Raw genomic sequence first — 9,410 nt, 5'->3', positions numbered from 1 at the left:
CAGTTCCTTATCGACGAGCAATGTGATCCGGAAAGGATCGAACGCATCATGGCGGACCAGCCTAAATCATAAGCTCTGCGGCCTTCGCCGGATGGATACCCTAAAAGAGCTGTCGCTGTGTTTCAATCAGACGCCTGAGCCTGCACAACAAAAGAGCCAGAGGCGGCTTCACCGAATCAACAAGCTGAGACACACGATTTTCGGGCTGGAAGGAAAAGAATTATCGACTGGAGAAATAAGCAGCGAGTGCTTCGATGTCGCGCTCCTCAAGATTCTCGGCAGCCGAAATCATCAGGTGTGCATAGGCGCCCCCGCCGCGGGTATTAGCGGCGAACAGGCGCAGCTGGCTTTCCAGATAGGGCGCGCTCTGTCCAGATAGCACGGGAAAGGCAGGGTCTCCGTCGGCCCTGTCGTGACAGGTGAGGCAGGCGGGGATGCGGCGGCCAGCGTCGCCTGCTTCGGCAAGGCGGCGGCCATGATCGAGGAGGGCGGGTTCGCTTTGAGCAGGTGGCAGCGACCGGCGCGCCTGACCGGCGTAAAAGCGGGCGAGATCGGGAAAGCTGTCGGGCTCCAGCCCGCTGATGGCCGCCTGCATCACGCCGCTTGGCCGCGTTCCGTCGGCATAGGCGCGCAGGCTCTCCAGCAGATAGGCCTCGGACTGGCCGGCAAGGCCGGGGATCAGGCTGTTTCGGTCGAGCCGCGTCTCCGCGTGGCAGCTGTCGCAGGCAAGAGCGGGTGGTCGGAGGGTGCCGGCCTGAATCGGGGTGGCCAGCCCGGATAGTCGCAGATAGGTCGGGCCGTCCATATCCGGCAGCTGCCGCAGGAAGGCGACCATTGCCCAGACCTCGTCCTCCCGATCGCGCGTCGGCCAATAGGGCATGCCGGTAAAGCGCACGCCATGCTGGACAATCTCGAACAGCTGGGCATCAGTCCAGGTCGGCACAACCTCTGCCAGGTCCGGCGGCGGCGGCAGCATAGCAAGAGCTGCTCCCGACCGCTTTTGCACAGGCGAACCATGGCAGAGTGCGCATCCGGTCTCGAAATGACCGGCCGCGAGCGGCAGCATGGCGGCATTGTTAAGAGGCGGGGTCTTGGTATCGAGTGCCGCCGTTCGCACCGAATTGCGCATGACCCAGTGCAAAAACCAGTCGGTTGCCGCCCAGTGCCCGCCGCTCGCGCCGACCGGAATGAGACCCAGCCACGCAACCATCAGGCCGAGAACAGGCAAGGCGACCAGGGCTGCCAGGAGATGACGCCAGCGGATCAGCATTGCGCGTCCTCCGGCTTCAAAGGCCCCTCGTCCCGCAGGATACCGGAAAGGAGCGCCACGCCGCCGATGAGATAGGACGCTGCACCAACGGCCAGCATGACCACACCACCCAGTTGCTGGTCGGTTCCGCCAGTCAAGGGAATGCCGAAGCAGGTCGCGTCGCCGTCCCCATAGAGCGGGCGTGGGCTGAGCGCAAGCAAAACGCCGAGCAGGGTCATGTGCATGGAGGTGAACAAAAGCCCGATCGCACCGGCAAGCCGCCGCCCCGTCCTTCCATCTGCCGCGCCGCCCAGACAGGTGAGCCAGAGAAGAAGGCCGCCGGCGAGAAAGGTCGCCTGCTCGAAAAGACCGAGAAAGGGTTCGGCTTCCACCGCGCCGCGCATGGCCGGCACATGCCAGATCCAGACGATGACGAGTTCGATCAGCGAGGCGAGCAGCGGTCCGAGCCACGGCAGGTGCCGCGTGAGATCGGCACGGCTTCCCGAAAGCGCTGTGGCTACAAGTGGCGCGGCAATAGCAACGATGGCCATGTGGACAACCATATGGGCCGTAAAGGATCGCTCGCCCCAACTCAGCGTGATGGCCACGAGAATGGCGAGAAGCACACCGATCCCGGCGGCCAGCGATGCATTTTTCCGTGTCCCCTCTCGGCTCATGACTGGCAGGCTCCGATGAAGAGGAGCGGGACCGAGACGTAGAGAACGGCGACGAAGGAGAGACCCGCGAGCAGAAGGGTGGCGAAGCCCTGAAACTTCCGGCGGTCCTCGTCGGTCGGCGCATCATGCGGCGGATCGTCGGTGCCAAAGCCCCATTGCCGCCAGGCGAGCCAGGCGGAAAGCACGATGACGCCTAGCGCGACGACGGTCACGCCACCGAGCGCCAGCCGCACGGTATCGAAAGAAAGGGCAAGCGCACCCTGCTTGGCGCAAAAGACCGCGAAGGCGACATAACAAATCAGGAAATGCAGTGCCCAGACGGTCGGCGCCGTGAATAGCGTCCAGAAGGTCTCGATCTCGCGCAGCCATTTCATCGGGTCACCTCAACAGCGGAAACAGGCCGATTACGGCAAAGGACGTGACGGCGGTTATGACCATGAAATGCCAGTAGAGCACGACATTGACGAGATCCATGTCGTAACGTGCCGTCATACGGCCCGACAGGCTGCGCGCCAGGCAATATAGCTGCATGATCACCGCGACCGCGCCATGGACGACGGTCCAGATGGCGACGACCCAGACAATGGCAGGATAGACGAACAGCGTTGGGTCCATCGAATATAGGTAAGGACCGGCAAGGCCCGCGCCGCAGCCGGCGAGGGTGAGAACTGTGGAGAGGACAAGCACGCCCTGCGTCGCGCGAATGCGGTTCGCCTTGTTGAGCGAGCGTGCAGCCAGCATGAGAAGCCAGGCGAGAACGAAGAGCACCAGCGCCACCATCGGCCAGAAGGCGCCAGGCCCGGCATGGCCGCCGGTGAAATCCTCATGAATGGTCCAGTAGAAGAAATAGCCGAAGATGAGGCTGGCATAGGCCGTGCCGTCGCCAACCATGGTGATGAACATCGCCCACCACCCGACCGAAGCCGGGCCCGACGCATAGACCGGCAGTTTCAGCCCGAGGCCGACATCGTAGTCCTGCGTCTCGGGAATTTTCGCGGTTCCGGTCCACAGCCAATAGAGAATGGCGCCGAGCGTAACGATGGCACAGGCAATGGTGATCCACCACCAGTGGAAGGTGAGCGCGATGAACACGCCCCCGAGTGCGGCGGCCGCAACCATGGTCACGACCGAGGTGCCGCCGACGCGCAGGCACTGCACGGGCCGCGCGTCGAGAACGGTGGTGACCAGCGTCTCGCGTTCCCCCATCGGGCTGTCCGGCAGGTAGTAGCGGCCGGCCTTGATATTGTCGATGAGGTCCGGCTGGTCCCAGGCGGGATAGCGGCTGGTGATGATCGGCACCGATCGGACGCCCCAGTTTTCTTCCGGCTCCGAGATAAATTCCAGCGTGCCGGCATTCCACGGATTCTGTTCGCAGCGCGGCTGTCTCTTTTTCGGGCGCACGACGTCGATCACCACCACGCCGACGCCGAAGGCGAAAACGAAGGCGCCGATGGTGGAGATCAGGTTGAACCAGTCCCAGCCGATGCCGGCCGGATAGGTGAAGATGCGGCGCGGCATGCCGCGCAGGCCGGAAAAATGCATGGGGAAGAAAGCGACGTTGAAGCCGACGAACATCAGCCAGAACGAGACCTTGCCGAACCGGTCCGACAGCTTTTTCCCGTCGAACAACGGGTAGTAGTAATAGATTCCGGCGACGACCGGAAAGAGCATGCCTCCGATCAGCACATAATGCAGGTGGGCGACGATGAAATAGGTGTCGTGCGCCTGCCAGTCGAAGGGCACGAGCGCGACCATGACGCCGGTGAGGCCGCCGATCACGAAGATGGCGAGACCGCCCGCGCCGAACAGCATGGGCACGGAGAAAATCACCCGGCCGGCCAGCATCGTGGCGATGAAGACGAAGATCTGCACGCCGGTGGGGATAGCCACTGCCTCGGACGCCGCCGAGAAGAAGGCGAGCGACATCTGCGGCAGGCCGGTCGCAAACATATGGTGGACCCAGAGCCCGAAGCTCAGGAAGCCGGTGCCCACGGCGGCGAGTACGATCCAGGAATAGCCGACGATGGGGCGCTGCGAGAAGGTCGGCACCACCATGGCCATGATGGCGATGGCCGGCAGGAAGATGATGTAGACCTCCGGATGGCCGAAGATCCAGAACAGATGCTGCCAGAGGAGCGGATCACCGCCGCGCGCTGCATCGAAGAACGGCCAGTCGAACATCCGCTCCATTTCGAACAGGATATCGCCGGCGATAAGCGGCGGGAAGGCGAAGAGGATCATGCCCGCGACGATCAGCAGGTACCAGGCAAAGAGCGGCATCATGTTGATGCGCATGCCCGGAGCCCGGCATTTCATGATGCCGACGATGAGTTCGACCGCCGCCGCGATGGAGGCGACTTCGATGAAGGAGAGGCCGAGCAGCCAGATATCCGCGCCGATGCCGGAGTATTCCTTGTCGGTGGCGAGCGGCGGATACATGAACCAGCCCGTATTGGGCGCGGCATTGAAGAAGATCGACCCGCAGACGAACACGCCGCCGATGGCAAAGCTCCAGAAGCCGAAGGCTGACAGGCGCGGAAAGGGAAGCTCCCGCGTGCCCAGCATGGACGGCAGAAGATAGACCGCAATGGCCTCGAAGATCGGCACCGCGAACAGGAACATCATGATCGTTCCGTGCAGTGTGAAGGCTTGGTTGAAGAGATCCGCGGAGATGAAACTGTTGTCGGGAACCGCGAGTTGCACGCGCACCATCAGGCCGAGCAGGCCCGCAAACAGCATGAAGATGAATGCGGCGGCCCCGTACCAGAGGCCGATTTCCGTATTGTTGACCGATGTCCAGTAACGCCAGCCTGACGGTGTGGTCCAGACCTTGCGCAGCCGCTCCTCCTGGCCCGCGCGCTCCTCGTCGGTAAAGGTCGGCAGATCGGTCGCGCTCATTTTAGCCCTCCGAGCCAGGCGGAGATCGCCTCGATATCGCCGTCCGGCAGCATGCCAAAGGCCGGCATCTTCACGCCGGGCTTGATGGAGGCGGGGTCGCGGATAAAACGGATCATGGCGTCCGGCGTGTTCGAAAGCGTGCCAGCGGCCAGCGTCTGGCGTTCGCCGAGGGCCGTCAGATCCGGGCCAATGCGTCCAATGGCAGGCGTACCGGCAATAGCGTGGCAGGCCGCGCAGCCATGCCGGAAGAACAACTCTTGCCCGGACGTCTTTTGCGGAGCAACCGGTGCCTGCGTCCTTGCCGCCCGCCAAGCCAAGTAGTCCACCTCCTCCATCACCACGACGGAAAAGGCCATCAGCGCATGCGACGTTCCGCAGAATTCCGCGCAAGGGCCACGATAAATGCCAGCTTTCGTAGGCTCCAGCGATAGACTGTTATCGCGGCCGGGAATCATATCCATCTTGCCGCCGAGGGCGGGAATCCAGAAGGAATGGATGACATCGGCAGCCTTCAGGCGAAAGGTCGTCCGGCGTCCGACAGGCAAGTGCAGCTCGTTGGCAGTCTCGAAGGCAGGTTTACCGGTCTGATCGAGATAGAGGATACGCCACCAGAACTGCTCGCCGGTCACCTCGATCTCAGCCGTCCCGTCCATGGCGCCCGGCAGCCAGGGTCGCACTTGCGGCATCAGCCACACGGCATAGGACAGCAGAAGGAACAGGACGACCACCGGAAAGGCGACCCCACCCCATACGATCAGTCGGCTCGCTCCACGCACGGAAATGGGTTTTGGGCGGGTGCGGCCGGCATAGGCAAGAACACCGATGGTCATTGCCCAGATGATGGCGCCGCCGATCACCATGACGATAAAGAGGTGGTGCACGGCGCTCGCTTCTACCCCGGCCGGATCGAGTGCAGATTGCGGGCCAGAGCAACCCGCGAGGGCCAAGGTCGCAATAACAATCGTCAGCACAGGACGACCGAAAATCTGGTTCGGGGCTCTGATCCGTCCTGAAATCGCCGTTTCACTCCTGTCGTAGGTGCAACAATCCGCGCGATATGTCGTATTTGCAGACGAAGACAAGTGGCAGAGCGTGTGGAAATGCATGCCTCCATGCATTCCCACTCAAAATCATGTCTACTGCCGGCTACCAATGTCTGTTGATCGTATCAGGGCTGGCCGCCCCCACCCGCTGCGCCATAGACCTGGCCTGTGGAGAAACCGGCGCCGTTGTCCGCCAGTTGTACGTAGATAGAGGCCAGTTCGGCCGGCTGCCCGGGCCGCCCCATCGGCGTATCGCCGCCGAATGTCACCAGCTTTTCCATCGTCGCGCCGCCGCTCACCTGGAGCGGAGTCCAGATTGGCCCCGGCGCGACGCCGTTGACGCGAATGCCCTTGGGCCCGAGTTGTTTCGCCATGGACTTGGTAAAATTCATGCCGGCCGCCTTGGTGATCGCGTAGTCGACCAAGTTCTCAGAGGGATCGTAGGCTTGCTCCGACGTCGTCTGGATAATGGAAGAGCCCGGCTGAAGATGCTTCAGCGCAGCTTTTGTCAGCCAGAACATCGCATAGATATTGGTTTTCATCGTCGCGTCGAAGGCTTCGGTGGTGATGTCGGAAATGGAGGCCGCCTGCTGTTGGCGACCTGCATTGTTGACGAGTATGTCGAGACCCCCCAATGCCTTCGCAGCATCTTCGATCAGTTTCTCGCAGAACGCCTCGTCGCGCAGATCGCCCGGCAATGCGACGCCTTTGCGTCCTTCCCTCTCGATCAGCGCGATGACTTCTCGGGCGTCCGGCTCCTCATCAGGCAGGTAGTTGATGGCGACATCGGCTCCCTCGCGGGCATAGGCGATGGCTGCGGCCCGGCCCATGCCGGAATCACCGCCTGTGATCAGAGCTTTGCGGCCCGTCAATCGACCAGACCCTTTGTAGGATGTCTCGCCGTGATCCGGTTTTGGCGTCATCTTGCTTGCCAAGCCTGGGAACGGCTGTTTTTGCTCCTGAAACGGCGGCTTCGGATACTTCGTTGTCGGGTCTTGCATGCTGGATGTTTCTTTCAATGTTGTCTGCGAGAATGCGGGAAAAGCCGATGCGGCAAGCGTCGCCGAGGTCGCAGCGAGCACGGATCGACGGGTCAGAGAGAACGGGCGTATCATCGACATATCATTGACCTGCAATCTTGCGTTCGAATGTGCCGATGACCCGGCCTTCTGCGAGCACATGGCCTTCCATGGCTTTCAGGACGGCGTCGCGTTTGGCACCCGGATCGAGACCGAGCGTCTCGATATCAAGCGCGAAAACCTGAAAATGGTAGTGATGGGCGGGATCGCCGACCGGTGGTTTCGGGCCCGAATAGCCGATCGATCCTTGGCTGTTGGCACCCTGTTTCATCATCTTCGGCTCCTGCAGCACAGGGGTGCCGGGAACGCCTTCGCGCAGTTTCATGGTAGCGGCGGGAATGTCGTAGGCCAGCCAATGGGTAAAGGGCTTCGGCTTGGCGGCATCCGGATCGTCCGCAATCAGCACGAAGGACTTTGTGCCCTGCGGCGCGTTACTCCATTCCATCGCAGGCGAGGCATTGTCACCGTCGGCTGCGTATTGAACGGGAATGGGGCCATCCTTTTCAAACGCCGCCTTGACCACGATGCCATCGGTGCTCTTCGTATTGACAAGATCGATGGCGATCTTCGAGGCCGGTATGTCCGTAACGACATTAGGGATCGCCGCGGCCTCCGATGACGGCGCCTTGTCGCTGCCATCGTAAGAAACCTTGTAAACGACACCATTGCTGTCGTCGGCGACGAAAAGCGCGCCATCCTGGCCCACTGCAATGCCCGTCAAACGCCCGAGATAACCATATTTGCCGTTTTCCTGCTGCAGCAGAAACCCTTCCAGGAATTTTTCGAAGCCGACCGGTTTGCCGTTCTCAAAATTGACGCGCACGACCTCGTAGCCGCTGGGCGGACGACGGTTCCAGGATCCGCGCATCGCGATGAACGCATCACCGCTGTAATCGGCGGGAAAAGCATTTCCTTTGTAGAAGGCCATCTGCATTGGTGCACTGTGGGCGGTATAGCCGAGAACCGGCTCGGTTGACTGCTTAGCCCACTGCTCAAGCGTGACGCCCTCGGGCGGATTGATATGGGGGTTGATCCCGCTCATTCCGTAGACGTAGGGCCATCCGTATTTCTTGCCCTCCTCGATCCGGTTCAGCTCCTCGATCTGAACCTCGTCTCCCAGCCAATCGATCCCATGGTCGATGCCGTAGAGCGTGCCTGTGGTTGGCTCCCAGTCGAAACCAATGGTATTGCGCAGACCGCTGGCAAAAATGGTGCGCGTCTTGCCGTCCTTGCTGGCGCGTAGAATGGTGGCATTTTCCGGATTATCTTCCTGGCATTCGTTACAGGTGCTGCCTGAGGTGATGTAAATCATGCCGTCCGGGCCGATGCCGATCGTCCGGTTGGCATGCTGGCCCGCGTCCGGCAAATCGTTGATGATACGGGTCAAAGGCCCGAATGTCCCGTCTTCATTAACGTCGGCGGTGTAGACGTCGTGGATCGTCACGAGGAAGACCTTGTTGCCGTCGAACGCGATGCCATGCATGTTGGGGCGGCTGGCAACGGTGATCGCCGCGTCTGCCTTGCCGTCGCCATTGTCATCCTTGAGCATGATCACGTCACCGACAGTGCGACGGGTGGTATACAGGATACCCTTCTGCGAAACCGCCAGCATGCGCGGATTGATGAGATCGCGGGCAAATACCTCGACGTTGAATCCCTCTGGAGCTTTGATCAGTCCCGTCAGCTTGGTGTCATCCTTCACCTGAAGCTTTTCAGGTTCGAGGATCGACCCCTGGATGGTCACGTCGGACGCTTCGCCGACAATGCCTTTGATTTGCGCAGATGTGACGGTTGGCATCATGAGGGTGAGCGTGGAGACGGATAGGGCAAGTGCGGACAAACGGGCGTTCATGGGACCTCCTCGGGAAACGATAGACAGAACGAACAAGCCCGGCGTTATCGCCGGGCTTGTGAAACAATCTTCGCGGTTAGTGGGCTGCGACCAGCTTCGTGACGTGCATCTTGTGCATTTCCAGCTTGGGAAGCGTCTTTGCTGCAAACGCCTTCACGGCCGCGTCGTCGCCACCTTTTGCGTAGGTCGCAAACAGCGTTACGGCTTCCATATGCGCTGCTGTCTGCATCTCGATATAAAGTGGTTGGAAATCCTGATCGGATGCACCCTTAAGCGTCTCGAGCATGGCGGCATGTTTCGGCGACAGGACCGGTGTTTCATCCCCCAGCTTGGCAGCCTTTTTCAATTCCGCGGCTGCCATCGTATGATCCTTGATCATAGCGGCAGCGAATTCCTTGACGTCGGCGTCCCTCACCTTCTGTTCGGCAAGCTCGCTGGACTCGATCTCAAAAGCATTTGAACTCGTAACGACCTTTACGAAGGACGCCTTGTCGACATTCATGGCAGCGGCCGCTTTGTCGGCAGAGGCTGGCATGGCAGCGAAACTGGTCGTGCCTGTCAGAAGCGCAAGTGACAGGAGCGAAGCGGAAATTGTTCTGTTCATCGTCACTA

General features: G+C 61.0%; 8 protein-coding genes. All 8 read right to left on the bottom strand.

Annotation, left to right across the window (positions count from 1 at the left end; all coding sequences use genetic code 11):
* Window positions 1-220: 220 nt before the first annotated feature.
* The 8 genes from ASG39_RS07055 to ASG39_RS07020 all read right to left on the bottom strand — a co-directional run bounded on the left by ASG39_RS07055 (window position 221) and on the right by ASG39_RS07020 (window position 9,402).
* Window positions 221-1,270 (bottom strand): c-type cytochrome, encoded by a 1,050-nt coding sequence (locus tag ASG39_RS07055; RefSeq protein ID WP_062594336.1) that lies wholly within the window; start codon window positions 1,268-1,270, stop codon window positions 221-223.
* On the bottom strand, window positions 1,264-1,926 hold the full coding sequence (locus tag ASG39_RS07050; protein WP_062594335.1) for a cytochrome c oxidase assembly protein: 663 nt from the start codon (window positions 1,924-1,926) through the stop codon (window positions 1,264-1,266). Before ASG39_RS07050 ends, ASG39_RS07055 begins: the two co-directional genes overlap by 7 nt.
* Window positions 1,923-2,300, bottom strand: coding sequence for a hypothetical protein (locus ASG39_RS07045; RefSeq protein ID WP_062594334.1), 378 nt, complete (start codon window positions 2,298-2,300; stop codon window positions 1,923-1,925). Before ASG39_RS07045 ends, ASG39_RS07050 begins: the two co-directional genes overlap by 4 nt.
* A 4-nt stretch (window positions 2,301-2,304) precedes the next feature.
* Complete coding sequence (gene ctaD, locus ASG39_RS07040; RefSeq protein WP_062594333.1) at window positions 2,305-4,824, bottom strand: cytochrome c oxidase subunit I; 2,520 nt, start codon at window positions 4,822-4,824, stop codon at window positions 2,305-2,307.
* A complete protein-coding gene (gene coxB / locus ASG39_RS07035) occupies window positions 4,821-5,930 on the bottom strand; it encodes a cytochrome c oxidase subunit II (RefSeq protein WP_156468051.1) in 1,110 nt (369 codons plus the stop codon). Before coxB ends, ctaD begins: the two co-directional genes overlap by 4 nt.
* Before the next feature lie 62 nt (window positions 5,931-5,992).
* On the bottom strand, window positions 5,993-6,868 hold the full coding sequence (locus tag ASG39_RS07030) for an SDR family oxidoreductase (protein WP_062594331.1): 876 nt from the start codon (window positions 6,866-6,868) through the stop codon (window positions 5,993-5,995).
* Between the two features lie 121 nt (window positions 6,869-6,989).
* Window positions 6,990-8,798 (bottom strand): YbhB/YbcL family Raf kinase inhibitor-like protein, encoded by a 1,809-nt coding sequence (locus tag ASG39_RS07025; RefSeq protein ID WP_082477021.1) that lies wholly within the window; start codon window positions 8,796-8,798, stop codon window positions 6,990-6,992.
* Window positions 8,799-8,874: 76 nt separating this feature from the next.
* Window positions 8,875-9,402: a DUF4142 domain-containing protein gene (locus tag ASG39_RS07020; protein ID WP_062594330.1), complete on the bottom strand. Its 528-nt coding sequence runs from the start codon at window positions 9,400-9,402 to the stop codon at window positions 8,875-8,877.
* Window positions 9,403-9,410 lie beyond the last annotated feature (8 nt).

This window comes from Rhizobium sp. Leaf371 (assembly GCF_001424045.1).
In the GTDB taxonomy this organism is placed as follows: domain Bacteria; phylum Pseudomonadota; class Alphaproteobacteria; order Rhizobiales; family Rhizobiaceae; genus Ferranicluibacter.
Note: the sequence above shows the minus strand (reverse complement) of the source record. Positions and strands in the feature narration are given on the sequence as shown.